Source organism: Cupriavidus sp. SS-3 (assembly GCF_035818815.1).
Classification (GTDB): Bacteria; Pseudomonadota; Gammaproteobacteria; order Burkholderiales; family Burkholderiaceae; genus Cupriavidus; species Cupriavidus taiwanensis_C.
Genome location: NZ_JAYLVT010000002.1, coordinates 15,436 through 34,062 on the forward strand (window position 1 = coordinate 15,436; position 18,627 = coordinate 34,062).

Sequence of the window (18,627 nt, forward strand, 5' to 3'; positions counted from 1 at the left end):
ACCCAGCCCGCCCTTGGCATTCTAGGGCGGAATACGGGTTTGTTCGGGGTGCGTTGGGGGCAACTTGGGCGGCGGACGCCGCGCCTTGACCGGCTATTCGACCGCGGGCGGCGGGAAAGTTCGCGCCGCCCGGGGTTGTCACTGCGTGCCGCGCGCGCGGTCGGCGGCAAACTGGCGGCGGAAGTCGGCAAAGCGGTGCTGCTCGATCGCCTCGCGCACCTCGCGCATCAGCTGCAGGTAGTAGTGCAGGTTGTGGATGGTGTTCAGGCGCGCGCCCAGGATCTCGCCCACGCGGTGCAGGTGGTGCAGGTAGGCGCGCGAGAAATTGCGGCAGGTGTAGCAGGCGCAGCTCTCGTCGAGCGGGCGCGGGTCGTTGCGGTGCGCGGCGTTCTTGATCTTGACGTCGCCGTAGCGGGTGAAGAGCCAGCCGTTGCGCGCGTTGCGGGTCGGCATCACGCAGTCGAACATGTCGACCCCGGCGGCGACGCCGGCGACCAGGTCCTCGGGCGTGCCCACGCCCATCAGGTAGTGCGGCTTGTTGGCCGGCAGGCGCGGCGCCACGTGTTCCAGCACGCGCATCATGTCTTCCTTGGGCTCGCCCACCGACAGCCCGCCGATGGCGAAGCCGTGGAAGTCCAGTTCCGACAGTCCCGCCAGCGACTCGTCGCGCAGGTCTTCGTACATGCCGCCCTGGACGATGCCGAACAGCGCGTTCGGGTTGGCCAGCCGCTCGAACTCGTCGCGCGAGCGCCTGGCCCAGCGCAGGCTCATGCGCATCGACTTGGCGGCTTCCTCGTGCGTGGCGGGGCGGCCGTCGATCTCGTACGGCGTGCATTCGTCGAACTGCATGACGATGTCGGAATTCAGCGTGCGCTGGATCTGCATCGAGATCTCGGGCGACAGGAAGAGCTTGTCGCCGTTGACCGGCGAGGCAAAGGTGACGCCATCTTCGGTGATCTTGCGCAGGTCCCCCAGCGAAAACACCTGGAAGCCGCCGGAGTCGGTCAGGATCGGCTTGTCCCAGCCGATAAAGCGGTGCAGGCCGTCATGGGCGTTGACCACCTCCAGCCCCGGCCGCAGCCACAGGTGGAAAGTGTTGCCCAGGATGATCTGCGCGCCGATCTCGTTCAGTTCCAGCGGCGACATCGCCTTGACCGAGCCATAGGTGCCCACCGGCATGAAGATCGGCGTTTCGACCACGCCGTGGTTCAGCGTGACGCGGCCGCGGCGGGCGTTGCCGTCGGTGGTGATGAGTTCGAAGTTGAGCATGGCGAATAGTCTGAAATCAGGCCGCGGCGGCGGCGTCCGGCTGCCGGGTCAGCAGCATGGCGTCTCCGTAGCTGAAGAATCGGTAGCGCTGCTCGACCGCATGGCGGTAGGCGGCGCGGATGGCCTGCACTCCGGCCAGCGCCGACACCAGCATCAGCAGCGTCGACTTGGGCAGGTGGAAGTTGGTGATCAGTGCGTCGACCAGGCGGAAGCGGTAGCCGGGCGTGATGAAGATATCGGTGTCGCCGCTGCCGGCGGCGAGCGTCCCGCCGGGCTGCGCGGCCGACTCCAGCGCCCGCAGCGAGGTGGTGCCGACCGCGATCACGCGGCCGCCGCGTGCCCGGGTGTCGCGCACCGCCTGTGCCAGGTCTTCGGAGATCGCGTACCACTCCGAATGCATCTTGTGCTCGGCCAGGTTCTCGGTGCGCACCGGCTGGAAGGTGCCGGCACCCACGTGCAGGGTCAGGAAGGCGCGGCGCACGCCGGCGGCATCGAGGCGGGCGAACAGCGCGTCGTCGAAATGCAGCCCGGCGGTGGGCGCGGCAACCGCGCCGGGGCTGCGCGCATAGACGGTCTGGTAGCGGGTCTCGTCGTAGGCGTCGGGGTCGTGCGTGATATACGGCGGCAGCGGCAGGCGGCCGTAGCGTTCGATCAGGTCCAGCGCCGGCTCGGGGAAGCGCAGCGTAAAGAACTGGTCCACCCGCGGGCCCACGGTCACGGCAAAGGCATCATCGGCCAGGTGCAGGGCGCTGCCTTCGGCCGGCGTCTTGGACGCGCGCACCTGGGCCAGCACGGTATGGGTGTCGAGCACGCGTTCCACCAGCACCTCGACCTTGCCGCCGCTGGGCTTGTGGCCGAAGAAACGGGCCTTGATCACGCGGGTGTCGTTGAACACCAGCAGGTCGTCCGGACGCAGGTAGTCGACGATGTCGCTGAAGGCGCGGTCGGCCATGCGCACTGCGTCGGCGGTGTCGCCGGGGGCGAGCCGCTCCACCACCAGCAGCCGGCTGGCGCTGCGGTCGGGCAGCGCGCTCTGGGCGATCAGTTCGGGCGGCAGCGGAAAGTCGAAATCGGAAAGCGTCAACATCGTGGGGGGGGCGGTCTGCGCGGTCTGCAGGCTGTGGCGGAGGCGGGCGCCGGGCACGGCGCGTCACTCCGCTGCCCGGATTGGCAGCCGGCATGGGTACAATCGGCGAATCCGATATTGTAAGGCCACGGGCGCGCTTGCCGCCGCGCCGGGCGTGATACCCGCCATTCGCCGGCGCCGCGCCAGCCAGTACAGAAGCCCGCAGCGACTGCTGCCAACTTATTCGCCGATGCCCGGAACCGCCGCCGAACCGATCCAGGACCCTGCCGACGCCAGCGATGCCAATGGCACGGCGGCGCCCGCGCGCGGCAAGGCGGGCGCGGCCAAGGGCAAGGCCGCGGGCTCGGGCGCATCCACGGCCGCCGCGCGGCTGGCCAAGCTGGGCCTGCGCCGCCCGGTCGACCTGGTGCTGCACCTGCCGATGCGCTACGAGGACGAGACCACGGTGGTGCCGATCGCCGAGGCCATCCAACGTGCCGGGCTCGGGCTGCCGGCCCAGGTGGAAGGCGAAGTCATCTCCAACGAAGTCACGTTCCGGCCGCGCCGCCAGCTGGTGGTGAAGCTTGCCGACGACAGCGGCGAACTGACCCTGCGCTTCCTGAACTTCTACGGCAGCCAGACCAAGCAAATGGCCGAGGGCGTGCGCCTGCGCGTGCGCGGCGAGGTCCGTGGCGGTTTCTTCGGCGCCGAGATGGTCCATCCGACCGTGCGCCCGGTGCTGGCCGGCGAGGCGCTGCCAGACCGCCTGACGCCGGTGTACCCGTCCACCGCCGGCATTCCGCAGGCCTACCTGCGCAAGGCCATCGGCGGCGCGCTCGCGCGCACCCCCTTGCCCGAGACGCTGCCCCAACCGGTGCTGCAGGGGCCGCTGGCGCGCCTGCAGTTGCGTGCGCTGGCCGACTGCCTGCGGCTGCTGCACGCGCCGCCGCCGCAGGAGAGCGAGGCCGCGCTGGCCGACCGCTCGCACCCGGCCTGGCAGCGCGTCAAGTTCGACGAACTGCTGGCGCAGCAGATCTCGCTGCGGCGCGCGCACGCGGCGCGCCGCGACAAGACCGCGCCGACCATGCCGCGCCGCGAGGGCGGGCTGCTGACGCGCTTCCTGGCCGCCTTGCCGTTCCGGCTGACCGGCGCGCAGCAGCGCGTGGTCGGCGAAATCGCCGCCGACATGACCCTGCCGCACCCGATGCACCGGCTGCTGCAGGGCGACGTGGGCAGCGGCAAGACCATCGTCGCCGCGCTGGCCGCGTGCCAGGCCATCGATGCCGGCTTCCAGGCGGCGCTGATGGCGCCGACCGAGATCCTGGCCGAGCAGCATTTCCGCAAGCTGTCGGCGTGGCTGGAGCCGCTGGGTGTGCCGGTGGTGTGGCTGGCCGGCAGCCAGAAGGCGCGCGACAAGCGCGCGGCGGTGGCGCGCGTGGAATCCGGCGAGGCGCAACTGGTGATCGGCACCCATGCGCTGATCCAGGACACTGTGCGTTTTGCCAGGCTGGGGCTGTCGGTGGTCGACGAGCAGCACCGCTTCGGCGTGGCGCAGCGCCTGGCGCTGCGCGGCAAGGCCGGCGCCGCCGAGGCGCCCGCCGCGCCCGGCGGCGCCGAAACCGTGCCGCACCAGTTGATGATGTCGGCCACGCCGATCCCGCGCACGCTGGCCATGACCTACTACGCCGACCTCGACGTCTCGGTGATCGACGAGCTGCCGCCGGGGCGCACGCCCATCGTCACGCGCCTGGTCAACGACGAGCGCCGCGACGAGGTGATCGGGCGCATCCACCATGCCGCGGCCGAAGGCCGCCAGGTCTACTGGGTGTGCCCGCTGATCGAGGAAAGCGAGGCGCTGCAGCTGCAGACCGCGGTCGAGACCTACGAGACCCTGGTAGCGGCGCTGCCCGACCTGCGCGTGGGCCTGGTGCACGGGCGCCTGCCGCCGGCGGAGAAGGCCGCGGTAATGGATGACTTCAGCGCCAATCGCCTGCAGGTGCTGGTGGCCACCACCGTGATCGAGGTGGGCGTGGACGTGCCCAATGCCTCGCTGATGGTGATCGAGCATGCCGAGCGCTTCGGCCTCGCGCAGCTGCACCAGCTGCGCGGCCGGGTCGGGCGCGGCAGCGCCGAATCGGTCTGCCTGCTGATGTACCAGGCGCCGCTGTCGCCCACCGCGCGCGAGCGCCTGGCGACCATGCGCGAGACCACCGACGGCTTCGAGATCGCGCGGCGCGACCTGGAAATCCGCGGCCCGGGCGAATTCCTGGGCGCGCGCCAGTCCGGCGAGGCGATGTTGCGCTTTGCCGACCTGCAGACCGATGCCTGGCTGGTGGAGTACGCCCAGGCGGCGGCCGAGCTGATGCTTGCGCACTATCCGGAAGCGGTCGAAGCGCACCTGTCGCGCTGGCTGGGTGGGCGCGAGCACTACCTGAAGGCCTGATTGAAGTCTTGCTCGGCGGCTTTGTGCCTGAGCCGTCGCATACCGGCTCGCGTGAAGTGGGCACTCTGACAGATCCGGCAATCGAAGGTAAAATCTATCGCCTACCCGGATTTGATAAGTCATGACGCTCACTGAACTCAAGTACATCGTCGCCGTGGCGCGCGAGCGCCATTTCGGCCGGGCCGCGGAAGCCTGCTTCGTGTCGCAGCCGACGCTGTCGGTCGCCATCAAGAAGCTGGAAGACGAACTCAACGTGCAGATCTTCGAGCGCGGCACCTCCGAGGTGTCGGTGACGTCGGTCGGCGAGCAGATCGTGGCGCAGGCCCAGCGTGTGCTGGAGCAGACCATGGCCATCCGCGAGATCGCCAAGCAGGGCAAGGACCCGCTCGCGGGCCCGCTGCGCGTGGGCGTGATCTACACCATCGGGCCGTACCTGCTGCCGTCGCTGGTCAAGCAGATGATCGACACCGTGCCGCAGATGCCGCTGATGCTGCAGGAGAACTACACCCACAAGCTGATCGAGTTGCTCAAGCAGGGCGAGATCGACTGCGCGGTGATGGCCGAGCCGTTTCCCGATTCCGGCCTGACGGTGCGCCCGCTCTATGACGAACCCTTTGTCGTGGCCGTGCCGCGCGGCCACCAGCTGGCGCAGGTGCACGCGGTCGACCCCGAGGAGCTGAAGCAGCAGACCATGCTGCTGCTGGGCAGCGGCCACTGCTTCCGCGACCACGTGCTGGGTGTATGCCCCGAGTTGTCGCGTTTTTCGCAGGCGGCCGACGGCATCCAGAAGACCTTCGAGGGCTCGTCGCTCGAGACCATACGCCATATGGTGGCCAGCGGGGTCGGCATCACCGTGCTGCCGCGCACCTCGGTGCCCGACCTGAAAGCCAAGGGCGACATGCTGTCGTACGTGCCGTTTGCAGACCCCGTGCCCGACCGGCGCGTGGTGCTGGCCTGGCGCAAGAGCTTCACCCGCCTGCCGGCGATGGAAGCGCTGGCCAACGCCGTGGCCGCCTGCGACCTGCCAGGCGTGCGCAAGCTCGACGCCAAGGAACTGGCCGAAGCCGCCTGAACGGTCGCGCCGAAGGAACTGGCCATGCAACGGCCGCAGCGGAGATGCCGCTGCGGCCGTTGTCTTTTCTGCTTCCCTGACCAGTCGTTTCCCCAGGCTGTCTTCGGGTGGTCACCTGTTGCTGGCATAAGTTTCCCTAACCCCGAATAGATTTGACCTAATACATAGGTATAAATAATTAAATTCTCAACTTAATAGATAATTTGTAGACTGGTTCCTGTCGATGCGGATGGCGTCGACGCAAGACAGGAACCGATGATGAGCACCAGCGCCCAGTCACTGATAACGACACCAACCCAGCCCCGTTTTTCCCTCCGCATGGGGCGCTGCCTGCTCGATTGCCTGGCCTGCTATGCCGCTGCGCACTGACGCGGCATTCCCTTTCAGCCGACCCACAAAGAGGAAAAGATGAGCAAGAAGGACACTCTCACCACTGCCGCCGGCGCACCGGTCGCCGATAACCAGAACTCGCAGACCGCCGGCCCGCGCGGCCCGATGCTGCTGCAGGACGTCTGGTTCCTCGAAAAGCTGGCCCACTTCGACCGCGAAGTCATTCCCGAGCGCCGCGTGCACGCCAAGGGCTCCGGCGCCTACGGCACGCTGCGCATCACCCACGACATCACCCAGTACACCAAGGCCTCGGTGTTTGCCGAGGTCGGCAAGGAAACGCCGCTGTTTATCCGCTTCTCCACCGTTGCCGGCGAGCGCGGCGCGGCCGACGCCGAGCGCGACGTGCGCGGCTTCTCGATCAAGTTCTATACCGACGAAGGCAACTGGGACCTGGTCGGCAACAACACGCCGGTGTTCTTCGTGCGCGACCCGCTCAAGTTCCCCGACTTCATCCACACGCAGAAGCGCAACCCGCGCACCAACCTGCGCGACCCGATCGCGGTGTGGGACTTCTGGTCGCGCCACCCGGAATCGCTGCACCAGGTCACCATCCTGATGAGCGACCGCGGCCTGCCGCAGAACTACCGGCAGATGCACGGCTTCGGCTCGCACACGTACTCGTTCATCAACGCCAATAACGAGCGCTTCTACGTCAAGTTCCACTTCAAGTCGCAGCAGGGCGTGGAGAACTGGACCAACCAGGAAGCGGCCAAGGTGGTGGCCAACGACCGCGAGAGCGCCCAGCGCGACCTGTTCGACAATATCGAGCGCGGCAACTTCCCGCGCTGGAACCTGCGCGTTCAGGTCATGCCGGAGGCCGAGGCGGCCAGGTACCACATCAACCCGTTCGACCTGACCAAGGTCTGGCCGCACAAGGACTATCCGCTGATCGACGTGGGCGTGGTCGAGCTCAACCGCAACCCGGACAACTATTTTGCCGAGGTCGAGCAGGTGGCGATGAACCCGGCCAATATCGTGCCCGGCATCGGCTTCTCGCCCGACAAGATGCTGCAGGGGCGGCTGTTTTCGTATGGCGACACGCAGCGCTACCGCCTGGGCATCAACCACGCCCAGATCCCGGTCAATGCGCCGAAATGCCCGTTCCACAACAGCTTCCACCGTGACGGCGCGATGCGCGTGGACGGCAACCAGGGCGGCAAGCTCAACTACGAGCCCAACCGCGAAAGCGCCTACGCCGCCAGCGAGCGCGCAATCGAGCCGCCGCTGGCGCTGGACGGCGCCGCCGACCGCTGGGACCACCGCGTCGACACCGACTACTACAGCCAGCCCGGCGCGCTGTTCCGTCTGTTCGACGAAGGCCAGCGCCAGCGCCTGTTCGCCAATATCGCCGCGGCGATGCAGGGCGTGCCGGAGGCCATCGTGCGCGTGCAGCTGGAACACTTCAGCAAGGCCGACCCGGCCTACGGCGAGGGCGTGAAGCGCGCGCTCAACCTGCAATAAGCGCCCGCCCGGCAACGGCCCCCCGGCGCGGGGTTTGGCCGGGACCGTTGCCCGGTGCAATAATGCGGGGTACCGCGCCGCCCGGCCCCCGAATCGCCACGATTCGGCAAGCCCGGCGGCGCTCCTCGTGGCTATACCAGAACGGAGCGTATCTACCATGGCAAAGAAGAACGAGATGAGCGTGAATATCGGTATTTCCGACAAGGACCGCAAGAAGATCGCGGAAGGTCTGTCCAAGCTGCTGGCGGACACCTATACCCTCTACCTCAAGACCCACAACTTCCACTGGAACGTGACGGGTCCGATGTTCAATACGCTGCATCTGATGTTCGAGACCCAGTACAACGAGCTGGCGCTGGCCGTGGACTCGATCGCCGAGCGTATCCGCGCGCTGGGCTACCCGGCGCCGGGCACCTACAAGGAGTACGCGCGCCTGTCGTCGATCGCCGAGGAAGAGGGCGTGCCCGAGGCCACCGACATGATCCGCAAGCTGGTCGAAGGCCAGGAAGCCGTGGTGCGCACCGCGCGCTCGATCTTCCCGGTGATCGATGCCGCCGGCGATGAGCCCTCGGCCGACCTGCTGACCCAGCGCATGCAGACGCATGAAAAAACCGCGTGGATGCTGCGCTCGATGCTGGCCTGAGGCCTGCCTGGTCTCCTGGCGGCCGCGCCTGCGGCCGCTGGTACAGCGCGTCGCAGCCGTCCGGGCTGCGGCGCGTTTTCATTGAATCGCCCGCCCCGGATCCACGCCGTGCAGACCCTTTCGCCGTTGCCCCCCACCCCCATGCTTGAACGCCTTGCCCTCTACGCGCGCCTGGTGCGCATCGACAAGCCCATTGGCACGCTGCTGCTGTTGTGGCCGACGCTGTGGGCCATGTGGATGGCGGCGGACGGGCCGCCGCGCTGGGCCCTGTTCTGGATCTTCGTCGCGGGCACCTTCCTGATGCGCTCGGCCGGCTGCGCCATCAACGACTGGGCCGACCGCGACTTCGACAAGCACGTCAAGCGCACGCGCGAGCGCCCGCTGACCGCCGGCAAGATCGCCGCATGGGAAGCGCTGGCGGTGGCCGCCGTGCTGGCGCTGGTGGCGTTTGCGCTGGTGCTGCCGCTCAACGCGCTGACCAAATGGCTGGCGGTGGTGGCCGCGGTGGTGGCGGGCACCTACCCGTTCTTCAAGCGCTTCTTTGCGATTCCGCAGGCCTACCTGGGGATCGCGTTCGGCTTCGGCATCCCGATGGCCTTCGCCGCGATCCAGGACCAGGTGCCGCCGGTGGCCTGGCTGATGCTGCTGGCCAATGTGTTCTGGGCGGTCGCGTATGACACCGCCTATGCCATGGTCGATCGAGACGACGACCTGCTGATCGGCATGAAGACCTCGGCCATCACCTTCGGGCGCTTCGATGTGGCGGCGATCATGCTGTGCTACGCCGCGTTCTTTGCGCTGATGGCATGGGCCGGCGTGCTGCTGGGCCTGGGCTGGCCGTACTGGGTGGGGCTGGTTGCGGCGATCGGCTGTGCCGGCTACCACTACACGCTGATCCGCGAGCGCGACCGGATGCGGTGCTTCGCGGCGTTCCGGCACAACAACTGGCTGGGGGCTTGCGTGTTTGCGGGGACGGCGCTGGCGTACGTGGTGCGGTGATTTGTACGCTGGCTGAGGGTTTGATCCCCTCTCCCGCAGGCGGGCGAGGGGAGCTTGCTGCGGGCGTCCTGGTACTTCAATCCTTGCCGAACTCCGCCCCCATTTCCTTGCCGCGCGCCGCGGCCGCGTGCATCGCGCGCACGAAGGCATCGGCGATGCCGGCGGCCTCCATCGAGGTCAGGGCCGCATAGGTGGTGCCCCCCTTCGAGGTCACGCGCTCGCGCAGCGTCGCCACCGGTTCGGGCGACTGCCCCGCCAGCGTGGCCGCGCCGCGGAAGGTCTCCACCGCGAGTTCGCGGCCCTGTTCGGCGCTGAGCCCCAGTTCGGTGGCGGCGCGCTGCATCGCCTCGATGAAATAGAACACATAGGCCGGGCCGCTGCCGGAAATCGCGGTGACGGCGTCGATCTGCTCATCGCCATCGACCCACACGCACTTGCCGACGGCCTCGGCCACGGCGCTGGCAATCGCGCGGTCTTCTGCCGACAGCGCGGCCGGTGCGGCCAGGCCCGTCATGCCCATGCCCGACAGCGCCGGCGTATTCGGCATCGCGCGCACCACGCGGTTGCGCCCGCCGAGCCAGCGCTGCATGTCCTGCAGCCGGATGCCGGCGGCCACGCTGATCACCAGGTTGCCCGGGCCCTCGCCCGGCAGGTGCGGCAGCAGCTGCGCCGCGGCGTCGCGGAACTGCTGCGGCTTGACCGCCAGCACCAGCACATCGCTGGCGCCGAAGGCGGCGTCCGGGGCCGCGGCCGCATGCACGCCGAGGTCGCGCGCCAGGCGCTGCTGCGCTTCCGGAAACGGGTCGACCACGCGGATCGCGCCGGCGGGCACGCCGCGCGCGATCAGGCCGCCGATCAGTGCGGAAGCCATGTTGCCGCCGCCAAGAAAGCCGAAGGTGAGGGTGTCGAGCATAAGGTCTCTGGGGTCTGAAAGATTCCGGTCGGGGCGCGGACGTCAGCCGCGCGCGCCGAAGATGGCGGTGCCGATCCGCACCAGGGTGGCGCCCTCGGCGATGGCGGCCTCCATGTCGCCCGACATGCCCATCGACAGCGTGTCGAGCTGCAAGCCGTCGGCGCGCAGCGCCTGCAGCATGGCGCGCATGGCGGCGAACGGGCGCCGTTGCGCGGCGGGGTCGTGCGCGGGTTCGGGGATTGCCATCAACCCGCGCAGCCGCAGGTTGGGCAAGGCCGCGACCGCATGCGCCAGCGCGGGCACCTCGGCCGGGGCGACGCCGCTCTTGCTGGCTTCGCCGCTGATATTGACCTGGATGCAGACCTGCAACGGCGCCATGCCGGCAGGACGCTGGGCCGACAGCCGCTCGGCGATCCTGAGCCGCTCGATGGAGTGCACCCAGTCGAAATGTTCCGCCACCGGGCGCGTCTTGTTGCTTTGCAGCGGGCCGATGAAATGCCATTGCAGGTGGCCGCGCAGGTCGGCCAGCGCGGCGATCTTGTCGATACCTTCCTGGACGTAGTTCTCGCCGAATTCGCGCTGTCCGGCGGCGTATGCGGCCCTTATGCGGTCGGGGGAAACGGTCTTGGAAACGGCCAGCAGGGCGACGTCCGCGGGTTGCCTGCCGGCCTGTTGTGCTGCCGCCGCAATGCCCTGGCGTACGGCTTGCAAGTTGGCGGCAATCACAGACATAATCCGGCGAACATATATATAAGGTACGTCAAGTACCGATAACAAATCAGGGTGGGGTCATTATAGATGGACATCGCGCAGCTATTGGCTTTCGCCGTCAAGAACAAGGCGTCCGATCTTCATCTGTCCGCGGACATGCCGCCGATGGTGCGTATCCACGGCGACATGCGGCGCATCAACGTCGCCTCGATGACGCACAAGGATGTCCACGCCATGGTGTACGACATCATGAGCGACACCCAGCGCAAGGCCTACGAGGAACGCCTCGAAATCGATTTCTCGTTCGAGATCGCCGGCCTGTCGCGCTTCCGCGTCAATGCCTATAACACCCAGCGCGGCGCCGCCGCGGTGTTCCGTACCATTCCGTCCAAGGTGCTGACGCTGGAAGAGCTGCGCGCGCCGGCGGTGTTCGCCGACCTGTGCATGAAGCCGCGCGGGCTGGTGCTGGTGACGGGCCCCACTGGCTCGGGCAAGTCCACCACGCTGGCGGCGATGGTCGATCATCGCAATGAAAACGACATGGGCCACATCCTCACGGTGGAGGACCCGATCGAATTCGTGCACAGCTCCAAGAAGAGCCTGATCAACCAGCGCGAGCTGGGGCCGCATACGCATTCGTTTGCCAACGCCCTGCGCTCGGCGCTGCGTGAAGATCCGGACGTGATCCTGGTGGGCGAACTGCGCGACCTGGAAACCATCCGCCTGGCGCTGACCGCGGCCGAGACCGGCCATCTGGTCTTCGGCACGCTGCACACCAGCTCTGCGGCCAAGACCATCGACCGCGTGGTCGACGTGTTTCCGCCCGAAGAGAAGGACATGGTGCGCACCATGCTGTCGGAATCGCTCGAAGCGGTGATTTCGCAGACGCTGCTGAAGACCCGCGACGGCAACGGCCGCACCGCCGCGCACGAGATCATGATTGCCACGCCCGCGATCCGCCACCTGATTCGCGAGAACAAGATCGCGCAGATGTACTCGATGATGCAGACCAGCAGCGGGCTGGGCATGCAGACCCTGGACCAGTGCCTGTCGGACCTGATCAAGCGCAGCGTCATCAGCTACAGCGACGCGCGCGCGATTGCCAAGAACCCGGACGCGTTCATGGGCTGAGGCCCACCCTCCGCCGTCGCCCTTTCTCCAGCAGGACACCGCCATGCTCGACCGCGAATCCGCCGCCAAGTACATCAATGACCTGCTCGAGCTGATGGTCAGCAACCGCGGCTCGGACCTGTTCATCACGTCTGACTTCCCGCCGGCGATCAAGGTCGACGGCAAGATCACGCCGGTGTCGCAGCAGCCGCTGAACCCGACCCAGGCGCTGGGCCTGGTGCGCTCGGTGATGAACGAGCGCCAGGTGCAGGACTTCGATACCAGCCGCGAATGCAACTTTGCGATCAGCGCGCCCAAGGCCGGGCGCTTCCGCGTGTCGGCCTTCATCCAGCAGGGCAAGGCCGGCATGGTGGTGCGCACCATCAATACGCGCATTCCGTCGGTGGCCGACCTGGACTTGCCGCAGACGCTGCATGACGTGGTCATGGCCAAGCGCGGGCTGGTGATCGTGACCGGGGCAACCGGCTCGGGCAAGTCGACCACGCTGGCGGCGATGCTGGACCACCGCAATGCGCACTCCTACGGCCACATCATCACCATCGAGGATCCGATCGAGTACGTGCACGCGCACCAGAACTGCATCGTCACGCAGCGCGAGGTCGGCATCGATACCGAGTCCTGGCACGTGGCGCTGAAGAACACGCTGCGCCAGGCCCCCGACGTGATCCTGATCGGCGAGATCCGCGACCGCGAGACCATGGAGTACGCGATGCAGTACGCCGAGACCGGGCACCTCTGCCTGGCCACGCTGCACGCCAACAACGCCAACCAGGCGATCGACCGCGTGGTCAACTTCTTCCCCGAGGAGAAGCGCCAGCAGCTGCTGATCGACCTGTCGCTGAACCTGAAGGCGATGATCTCGCAGCGCCTGCTGCCGCGCGCGGGCCGCAAGGGCCGGGTGCCGGCGGTGGAAATCATGATCGGCACGCCGCTGGTGGCCGACCTGATCTTCAAGGGCGAGATCCACGAGCTCAAGGAAGTCATCAAGAAATCGCGCGAGCAGGGCATGATCTCGTTCGACCAGGCGCTGTTCGACCTGTACGAGCAGGGCAAGATCACCTACGAAGACGCGCTGCGCAACGCCGATTCGCTCAACGACCTGCGCCTGATGATCAAGCTGCACAGCACTCACGCCAAGGACTCGGACCTGGGCGCGGGCACCGAACACCTCAACGTCATCTGATGGCTGCGCCTTGCTGCGCATTGCCGCGCGTGGCGGTATGCTTGGCTATCTACAGGAGTCTGCCATGAGCAATGTCTACCAGTTCGAAGCCAACTCGCTCGCCGGCCAGCCGGTGCCGCTGTCGCAGTTCCAGGGCAAGGTGATGCTGGTGGTCAATACCGCCAGTGAATGCGGCTTTACCCCGCAGTACGAAGGCCTGCAGAAGCTCTATGACGAATACCACGGGCGCGGGCTCGAAGTGCTGGGCTTTCCGTGCAACCAGTTCGGCAAGCAGGAGCCGGGCGATGCGCAGCAGATCGGGCAGTTCTGCGGGACGCGGTTCGCGGTGCGCTTCCCGATGTTCGCCAAGATCGACGTCAACGGCCCCGACGCCCATCCGCTGTACCAGTGGCTGACCACCGAGAAGCGTGGCGTGCTCGGTACCCAGGGCATCAAGTGGAATTTCACCAAGTTCCTGCTGCGCCGCGACGGCACGGTGTTCAAGCGCTACGCGCCGACCACCAAGCCGGACGAGCTGCGCGCCGATATCGAGCGGCTGCTGTCCGACCCCGCCGCCTGAGCCTCAGGCGCCGCTGGCGCGCACCGCGCGCAGGAAGCCGTTGAGCGAGCGGTCCGGGGTTTCGTGGAAGTGGTCGTCGAGCATGCGGATGGCGCGGCAGCGGTCCAGCCGGAAGCTGCGGTAGTCCTCGCGCGTGGTGCACCACGTCGCCAGCAGCCAGGCATTGCCCCAGAAGAACAGCCCGAGCGGCATCACCACGCGTTCGGTGATGCGCTGCTGCACGTCGCAGTAGTCGAGCTGCAGCAGCTTGTGCGCGCCCAGCGCGCCATGCACCACGTCGAAGGCCTCGCGCACATGCGCCTGGTTGACGTACTCTGGCGCAAACACGCGGCTTTGCTGCGCCGCCAGCCGGCGCGGCGGCGGCAGCGCCGCCATCAGCTTCTCCAGCGCGGGATCGGCCGCGGCGGCCAGCGCGCCGCCGCCCCAGGCCTTCAGCAGCCGCAGGCCGGCGACCAGCGCTTCGACTTCCATGGCACTGAACATCAGCGGCGGGACGTCGAAGTCGGCGCGCAGCCGGTAGCCGATGCCGGCCTCGCCCTCGACCGGCACGCCCGACAGCGACAGCGCCTGGATATCACGGTAGACGGTGCGTTCCGAGACCCCGAGCCGCTGCGCCAGCAGCGCCGCCGTGGTCAGGCGGCGGCCGCGCAGCACCTGCACGATCTGGAACAGGCGGTCGGCGCGGCGGCTCATCGGTCGGCGTGGTCCATGGCGGTCATCCGGCCACCGGCTCGTGCAGGCCGATGCGGTTGCCTTCGCTGTCGGTGATATGCGCGATGCGGCCGATTTCGCCCGGCAGGCGCAGCGGTCCGAACACGGTCTTGCCGCCGGCGCGCGCAGCGCGTTCCAGCAGCGCATCGAGTTCCGGCGCGTGCAGGTACGGCACCGTGCCGTAGTAGTTGCTGGGCCGGTAGCCTTCGCCGGCGACCAGCGCGCCGCCGGGATCGGGGTGCGGGAACACGGCCATGTCGACCTGGCTCATGGTCTCGCGGCGCAGCCGGATATCGAAGACCTGCTCGTAGAAGCCGATGGCGCGGGGCATGTCGACGACGGGGATTTCCAGCCAGTTGATCAGACGTTGGCTCATGATGGGCTCCTGGGTTCCATAGGTAGGGGAGTGAGGAGCTCGCATCATGCGCGGGGGCTGCTGACAGCGTGCTGTCAGGAGGATGTCAGGGACGGGAGATCAGTGCGGCATCCACGCCGCCATCACCGGCACCAGGATCGCGGTCAGCACGCCGTTCAGGCCCATGCCGAGCGCGGCGAAGGCGCCGGCCTCCTGGTTGACCTGGAACGCCCGCGCGGTGCCGATGCCGTGCGCCGCCACGCCGGTGGCAAAGCCGCGCACGCTGTAGTCGCGGATGCGCAGCAGGTTCAGCAGCATGGTCGCGCTGACCGCGCCGATGATGCCGGTGCCCATCACCAGCACCGCCGTCAGCGACGGCAGCCCGCCGATCTTCTCGGCCACGCCCATGGCGATCGGGATCGTCACCGACTTGGGCGCGAGCGAGCGCACGGTTTCGGGCGAGGCACCCAGCAGCCAGGCAATGCCCACCGCCGACACCACCGCCACCACCGAGCCCGCCACCAGTCCCGCCAGCAGCGGGAACACATGGGTGCGCAGCTTGGGCAGCTGCAGGTACAGCGGCACCGCCAGCGCCACCGTTGCCGGCCCCAGCAGGAAGTGCACGAACTGCGCGCCGTCGAAGTAGGTCTTGTAGGGCGTGCCGGTGACGGTCAGCACCGTGACCAGCAGCGCCACCGCGATCATGACCGGGTTGGCCAGCGGCGAGAAGCGCGATTTTTCGTAGATGCGGAAGGCGAACACATAGGCCAGCAGCGTCGCGGTCAGGCCCACCAGCGGGCTGGCGGCAAGGTAGACCCAGATCTCGTTCAGGCGCGGCGTCATCATGCCTGTTCTCCCCTGGCGTCGGCGGGCGGCGCGTCGGGCGAGCCGGAACGCTTGCGCATCAGCATGCGCGTGACCACCGCGGTGGTGGCGATGGCCAGCCAGGTGGACACCACCAGCGCGACCAGGATCGGCATCCACTCGCCCTCGATGCGGTTGGCGTGGACCATGATGCCGACGCCGGCCGGCACGAACAGCAGCGACAGGTGCTTGAGCAGCTCGGTGGTGGTGCCCTGGATCACGGGCAGCAGCCGGTCGTCGAAGACGAGCCAGCCGAACAGCAGGATCATGCCGAGCACGGGGCCGGGCACGGGCAGGGTCAGCGCGTAGCTGATCACCTCGCCGACGGACTGGAAAACCAACAGGATGGCAAAGGTCTGGAGCATGGGGCGGTCGTGGTTGTGCATGGCCCTCTCTCCCGCAAGCGGGAGAGAGCGGAGACAACCACGGCCGGGGTGTTATCCCAGCATCCGGTCGACCAGTTCGATCCAGTGCATGACCGGCGTATCGGTGCCGCCCTGCAGGTGCGAGATGCAGCCGATATTGGCGGAGACGATGGCTTCGGGCTGCGTCGCCTGCAGTTTGGCGAGCTTGTCGTCGCGCAGGCGCTGGGACAGTTCCGGCTGCAGCACCGAGTAAGTGCCCGCCGAGCCGCAGCACAGGTGGCTGTCAGCGCAGAGTTTGACTTCCACGCCGAGGCCGGTCAAGAGCGCTTCGACTTTGCCGCGGATCTGCTGGCCGTGCTGCAGCGTGCACGGCGGGTGGTAGGCCACGCGCCGCCCGTCGCGCGGCACCGCGCCGGCGGCGGCATGCAGGTCGTCGGCAAAGTCCGGCAGGATCTCGGACAGGTCGCGCGTCAGCGCCGAGATGCGGCGCGCGCGCTCGGCATAGGCGGGATCGTTGCGCAGCAGGTGGCCGTAGTCCTTGACCATCGCGCCGCAGCCCGATGCGGTCATCACGATGGCTTCGGCGCCGGCTTCGACATGCGGCCACCACGCGTCGATATTGCGGCGCATATTGTCGAGGCCGCCATCGTGGTCGCCGGTGTGGAAGCGGATGGCGCCGCAGCAGCCGGCCTCGCGCGCCACCACCAGTTGTATGCCGACACGGTCGAACACGCGCGCGGTGGCGGCATTGATGTTGGGCGACATCGCCGGCTGCACGCAACCGTCGAGCAACAGCATCTTGCGCGCATGCGTGTTGCGCGGCCACGTGCCCGGCGCGGCGCTGGCCGACAGCGGCGGCACCTTGGCGCGCAGCGTGCCCGGCAGCAGCGGTCGCACCATCTGGCCCAGGCGCAGCGCCGTGCCGAACAGCGCCGGCCGCGTCAGCCCCTCGCGCAACACCCAGCGCGCGATGCGCTGGCTGGCGGGACGCCGCACGCCCTCGGCCTCGAGCTTGTCGTCGACCAGCTGGCGGCCGATGTCGACCAGCCGTCCGTAGCGCACGCCCGACGGGCAGGTCGATTCGCAGTTGCGGCAGGTCAGGCAGCGGTCCAGGTGCAGGCGCGTGCTTTCGGTGATGGCATGGCCTTCGAGTACCTGCTTCATCAGGTAGATGCGCCCGCGCGGCCCGTCCAGTTCATCGCCGAGCAGCTGGTAGGTGGGGCAGGTGGCGGTGCAGAAGCCGCAATGCACGCATTTGCCGACGATGGATTTGGCTTCCTCGCCTTCGGGCGTGTCGCGGAGAAAATCGGCCAGGGTCGTTTGCATGATGTGGGGAAGTTGTGCCTGGGTGTCTGGGCCCGCGGGCTCAGAGCCCGGGGTACATGCGCTGCGGATTGAAGATGCCCGCCGGGTCGAAGGTCTCTTTCAGGCGGCGATGGATCGCGGCCAGCGGCGACGCCAGCGGCGTGAACACGCCCATCGACTTGTCGCCGTGGCGAAACAGCGTGGCATGGCCGCCGGCGGCCTGGGCCACCGCGCGCACGCTTTCGGCGTCGGCCTTGGCGGAGCCCTCTTCGGGCAGCCACCAGCGCTGGCCGCCGCCCCATTCGACCAGCTGTTCGCCGGGCAGCGCCAGCGGCGCGGCCACGGTGGGCACCGCCAGTCGCCACAGCGCGCGGCCCGCGTGGGCCGGGGCAAAGAACGGGTGGGTCTGCTCGCGCAGCGACTGCCACAGCGCGGCGGCGGGCGCCGGCTCCAGGCGTTCGCCGCCCAGCCGTGCGCAGGCCGCGCGCACCGCGGCGCCGGCGCCGGACAGGCGCACGTGCAGCACGCCCGCCTGCCACACCGAAGACGCCAGCGGCAGCGGCTGGCCGCCCCACTGGTTCAGTTGCCGGATGGCTTCGGCCTGTGCCATCTCGAAGCGCAGCGTGGCCTCGTCGAACGGTGCCGGCAGCACCTTGAGCGAGACCTCAAGGATCAGCCCCAGCGTGCCGAGCGAGCCCGCCAGCAACCGCGACACGTCGTAGCCCGCCACGTTCTTCATCACCTGGCCGCCGAAGTCCATCACCTCGCCGCGGCCGTCCATCAGCTGCGCGCCCAGCACGAAGTCGCGCAGCGCGCCCACCGCCTGCCGGCGCGGGCCCGACAAGCCGGCGGCGACGGCACCGCCCAGCGTCGCCACGCTGGGCTGGCCGGGCAGCGCGAAGTGGGGCGGCTCGAACGCGAGGATCTGGCGCTTTTCCGCCAGCGCGGCCTCGACCTCGGCCAGCGGCGTGCCGCAGCGCGCGGTGATCACCAGTTCGGCCGGGTCGTAGTCGACGATGCCGGTGTAGGCGCGCGTGTCCAGCAACTGGCCTTGCGGCGGCTGGCCGTAGAAGTCCTTGCTGCCGCCGCCGCGCAGCCGCAGCGGGGTGCGGGTCTCGGTGGCTTGCCTGACGGCGTCGCGGAAGGCGTCGAGGGTGGCTTGCATAGTCGTGCGAGATGGGGAAGGT

Annotated in this window: 18 protein-coding genes; 8 read left to right on the top strand and 10 right to left on the bottom strand. The window is 68.3% G+C overall.

The window, feature by feature from the left end; all coding sequences use genetic code 11:
- Window positions 1–138 precede the first annotated feature (138 nt).
- Both tgt and queA read right to left on the bottom strand, forming a co-directional pair.
- A complete protein-coding gene (gene tgt / locus U9J39_RS03410) occupies window positions 139–1,269 on the bottom strand; it encodes a tRNA guanosine(34) transglycosylase Tgt (RefSeq protein ID WP_116313044.1) in 1,131 nt (376 codons plus the stop codon).
- A 16-nt stretch (window positions 1,270–1,285) separates the two neighbouring features.
- On the bottom strand, window positions 1,286–2,356 hold the full coding sequence (queA, locus tag U9J39_RS03415; protein WP_115681091.1) for a tRNA preQ1(34) S-adenosylmethionine ribosyltransferase-isomerase QueA: 1,071 nt from the start codon (window positions 2,354–2,356) through the stop codon (window positions 1,286–1,288).
- Between the two features lie 229 nt (window positions 2,357–2,585).
- Between queA and recG the strand changes: the two genes are divergently transcribed.
- From recG to ubiA, 5 genes are all read left to right on the top strand, one after another.
- Window positions 2,586–4,778 (top strand): ATP-dependent DNA helicase RecG, encoded by a 2,193-nt coding sequence (recG, locus tag U9J39_RS03420; RefSeq protein WP_326346538.1) that lies wholly within the window; start codon window positions 2,586–2,588, stop codon window positions 4,776–4,778.
- Between the two features lie 121 nt (window positions 4,779–4,899).
- Window positions 4,900–5,850 carry a LysR substrate-binding domain-containing protein gene (locus tag U9J39_RS03425; RefSeq protein ID WP_115681089.1) on the top strand — a complete coding sequence of 317 codons (951 nt, stop codon included), beginning with the start codon at window positions 4,900–4,902 and terminating at the stop codon, window positions 5,848–5,850.
- 408 nt (window positions 5,851–6,258) lie between these two features.
- Complete coding sequence (locus U9J39_RS03430; protein WP_116313043.1) at window positions 6,259–7,701, top strand: catalase; 1,443 nt, start codon at window positions 6,259–6,261, stop codon at window positions 7,699–7,701.
- 157 nt (window positions 7,702–7,858) lie between these two features.
- Window positions 7,859–8,344 (top strand): Dps family protein, encoded by a 486-nt coding sequence (locus U9J39_RS03435; protein WP_092306463.1) that lies wholly within the window; start codon window positions 7,859–7,861, stop codon window positions 8,342–8,344.
- A gap of 141 nt (window positions 8,345–8,485) precedes the next feature.
- Window positions 8,486–9,343 carry a 4-hydroxybenzoate octaprenyltransferase gene (gene ubiA / locus U9J39_RS03440; RefSeq protein ID WP_326346539.1) on the top strand — a complete coding sequence of 286 codons (858 nt, stop codon included), beginning with the start codon at window positions 8,486–8,488 and terminating at the stop codon, window positions 9,341–9,343.
- A gap of 76 nt (window positions 9,344–9,419) precedes the next feature.
- On the opposite strand, the gene proC is transcribed toward ubiA, so the two are convergent.
- Entirely contained in the window at window positions 9,420–10,256 is an 837-nt protein-coding gene (gene proC, locus U9J39_RS03445; RefSeq protein ID WP_116313041.1) for a pyrroline-5-carboxylate reductase, read from the bottom strand.
- 42 nt (window positions 10,257–10,298) lie between these two features.
- On the bottom strand, window positions 10,299–10,988 hold the full coding sequence (locus U9J39_RS03450; protein WP_115710731.1) for a YggS family pyridoxal phosphate-dependent enzyme: 690 nt from the start codon (window positions 10,986–10,988) through the stop codon (window positions 10,299–10,301).
- Between the two features lie 66 nt (window positions 10,989–11,054).
- Between U9J39_RS03450 and U9J39_RS03455 the strand changes: the two genes are divergently transcribed.
- The 3 genes from U9J39_RS03455 to U9J39_RS03465 all read left to right on the top strand — a co-directional run bounded on the left by U9J39_RS03455 (window position 11,055) and on the right by U9J39_RS03465 (window position 13,840).
- Window positions 11,055–12,098 (top strand): type IV pilus twitching motility protein PilT, encoded by a 1,044-nt coding sequence (locus tag U9J39_RS03455; RefSeq protein ID WP_115681084.1) that lies wholly within the window; start codon window positions 11,055–11,057, stop codon window positions 12,096–12,098.
- A 43-nt stretch (window positions 12,099–12,141) separates the two neighbouring features.
- A complete protein-coding gene (locus U9J39_RS03460; protein ID WP_092306471.1) occupies window positions 12,142–13,281 on the top strand; it encodes a PilT/PilU family type 4a pilus ATPase in 1,140 nt (379 codons plus the stop codon).
- Window positions 13,282–13,345: 64 nt separating this feature from the next.
- Window positions 13,346–13,840 carry a glutathione peroxidase gene (locus tag U9J39_RS03465; RefSeq protein WP_326346540.1) on the top strand — a complete coding sequence of 165 codons (495 nt, stop codon included), beginning with the start codon at window positions 13,346–13,348 and terminating at the stop codon, window positions 13,838–13,840.
- A gap of 3 nt (window positions 13,841–13,843) precedes the next feature.
- Here U9J39_RS03465 and U9J39_RS03470 read toward each other — a convergent pair whose 3' ends face one another.
- From U9J39_RS03470 to glcE, 6 genes are all read right to left on the bottom strand, one after another.
- On the bottom strand, window positions 13,844–14,533 hold the full coding sequence (locus U9J39_RS03470; RefSeq protein WP_115710730.1) for a helix-turn-helix transcriptional regulator: 690 nt from the start codon (window positions 14,531–14,533) through the stop codon (window positions 13,844–13,846).
- A 22-nt stretch (window positions 14,534–14,555) separates the two neighbouring features.
- Window positions 14,556–14,927 carry a VOC family protein gene (locus tag U9J39_RS03475; protein WP_197717962.1) on the bottom strand — a complete coding sequence of 124 codons (372 nt, stop codon included), beginning with the start codon at window positions 14,925–14,927 and terminating at the stop codon, window positions 14,556–14,558.
- 99 nt (window positions 14,928–15,026) lie between these two features.
- The gene (locus tag U9J39_RS03480; RefSeq protein WP_082819011.1) at window positions 15,027–15,752 is read right to left on the bottom strand and encodes an LrgB family protein; all 726 of its coding nucleotides are present in this window, start codon (window positions 15,750–15,752) and stop codon (window positions 15,027–15,029) included.
- Window positions 15,749–16,135, bottom strand: a complete 387-nt coding sequence (locus tag U9J39_RS03485; protein WP_115681496.1) for a CidA/LrgA family protein — start codon at window positions 16,133–16,135, stop codon at window positions 15,749–15,751. The genes U9J39_RS03480 and U9J39_RS03485 overlap by 4 nt, the downstream gene beginning before the upstream one ends.
- A 72-nt stretch (window positions 16,136–16,207) precedes the next feature.
- Entirely contained in the window at window positions 16,208–17,461 is a 1,254-nt protein-coding gene (gene glcF, locus U9J39_RS03490) for a glycolate oxidase subunit GlcF (RefSeq protein WP_115710728.1), read from the bottom strand.
- A gap of 40 nt (window positions 17,462–17,501) precedes the next feature.
- Window positions 17,502–18,605: a glycolate oxidase subunit GlcE gene (glcE, locus tag U9J39_RS03495; RefSeq protein WP_326346541.1), complete on the bottom strand. Its 1,104-nt coding sequence runs from the start codon at window positions 18,603–18,605 to the stop codon at window positions 17,502–17,504.
- Between the last annotated feature and the right edge of the window lie 22 nt (window positions 18,606–18,627).

Coding starts and splice junctions, on each gene's coding strand:
- tgt (WP_116313044.1), bottom strand. CDS start 1,269: ATGCTCAACTTCGAACTCATCACCACCGACGGCAACGCCCGCCGCGGC.
- queA (WP_115681091.1), bottom strand. CDS start 2,356: ATGTTGACGCTTTCCGATTTCGACTTTCCGCTGCCGCCCGAACTGATC.
- recG (WP_326346538.1), top strand. CDS start 2,586: ATGCCCGGAACCGCCGCCGAACCGATCCAGGACCCTGCCGACGCCAGC.
- U9J39_RS03425 (WP_115681089.1), top strand. CDS start 4,900: ATGACGCTCACTGAACTCAAGTACATCGTCGCCGTGGCGCGCGAGCGC.
- U9J39_RS03430 (WP_116313043.1), top strand. CDS start 6,259: ATGAGCAAGAAGGACACTCTCACCACTGCCGCCGGCGCACCGGTCGCC.
- U9J39_RS03435 (WP_092306463.1), top strand. CDS start 7,859: ATGGCAAAGAAGAACGAGATGAGCGTGAATATCGGTATTTCCGACAAG.
- ubiA (WP_326346539.1), top strand. CDS start 8,486: ATGCTTGAACGCCTTGCCCTCTACGCGCGCCTGGTGCGCATCGACAAG.
- proC (WP_116313041.1), bottom strand. CDS start 10,256: ATGCTCGACACCCTCACCTTCGGCTTTCTTGGCGGCGGCAACATGGCT.
- U9J39_RS03450 (WP_115710731.1), bottom strand. CDS start 10,988: ATGTCTGTGATTGCCGCCAACTTGCAAGCCGTACGCCAGGGCATTGCG.
- U9J39_RS03455 (WP_115681084.1), top strand. CDS start 11,055: ATGGACATCGCGCAGCTATTGGCTTTCGCCGTCAAGAACAAGGCGTCC.
- U9J39_RS03460 (WP_092306471.1), top strand. CDS start 12,142: ATGCTCGACCGCGAATCCGCCGCCAAGTACATCAATGACCTGCTCGAG.
- U9J39_RS03465 (WP_326346540.1), top strand. CDS start 13,346: ATGAGCAATGTCTACCAGTTCGAAGCCAACTCGCTCGCCGGCCAGCCG.
- U9J39_RS03470 (WP_115710730.1), bottom strand. CDS start 14,533: ATGAGCCGCCGCGCCGACCGCCTGTTCCAGATCGTGCAGGTGCTGCGC.
- U9J39_RS03475 (WP_197717962.1), bottom strand. CDS start 14,927: ATGAGCCAACGTCTGATCAACTGGCTGGAAATCCCCGTCGTCGACATG.
- U9J39_RS03480 (WP_082819011.1), bottom strand. CDS start 15,752: ATGATGACGCCGCGCCTGAACGAGATCTGGGTCTACCTTGCCGCCAGC.
- U9J39_RS03485 (WP_115681496.1), bottom strand. CDS start 16,135: ATGCTCCAGACCTTTGCCATCCTGTTGGTTTTCCAGTCCGTCGGCGAG.
- glcF (WP_115710728.1), bottom strand. CDS start 17,461: ATGCAAACGACCCTGGCCGATTTTCTCCGCGACACGCCCGAAGGCGAG.
- glcE (WP_326346541.1), bottom strand. CDS start 18,605: ATGCAAGCCACCCTCGACGCCTTCCGCGACGCCGTCAGGCAAGCCACC.